Genomic DNA, 207 nt, shown 5'->3' on the forward strand with positions numbered 1-207 from the left:
GCCTTGGTGTGATTGCCACCAAAGAACATTGCAGCACAGACCGCAGTTGTAATAATTTCTGCATCGCTCCGGAATTCTCCGGCAATCTTCGTCATGAGCGATCACCTTTAAGAGATCGTCAGTGATAGCATAAATGGTAATTATTTCGTTTAGCATACACCCCTCCTAATTTTCTGACTGGAGGGGATTTTATTGCTTAAGTGCCCC

1 pseudogene is annotated in these 207 nt (G+C 44.4%); it reads right to left on the minus strand.

Annotation, left to right across the window (positions count from 1 at the left end):
* Positions 1-156 (minus strand): annotated as a pseudogene (locus AABK37_RS42430) (IS982 family transposase); the annotation flags it as partial.
* Between the last annotated feature and the right edge of the window lie 51 nt (positions 157-207).

The sequence above is a fragment of the Tolypothrix sp. VBCCA 56010 genome (genome assembly GCF_050875635.1).
In the GTDB taxonomy this organism is placed as follows: Bacteria; Cyanobacteriota; Cyanobacteriia; order Cyanobacteriales; family Nostocaceae; genus Hassallia.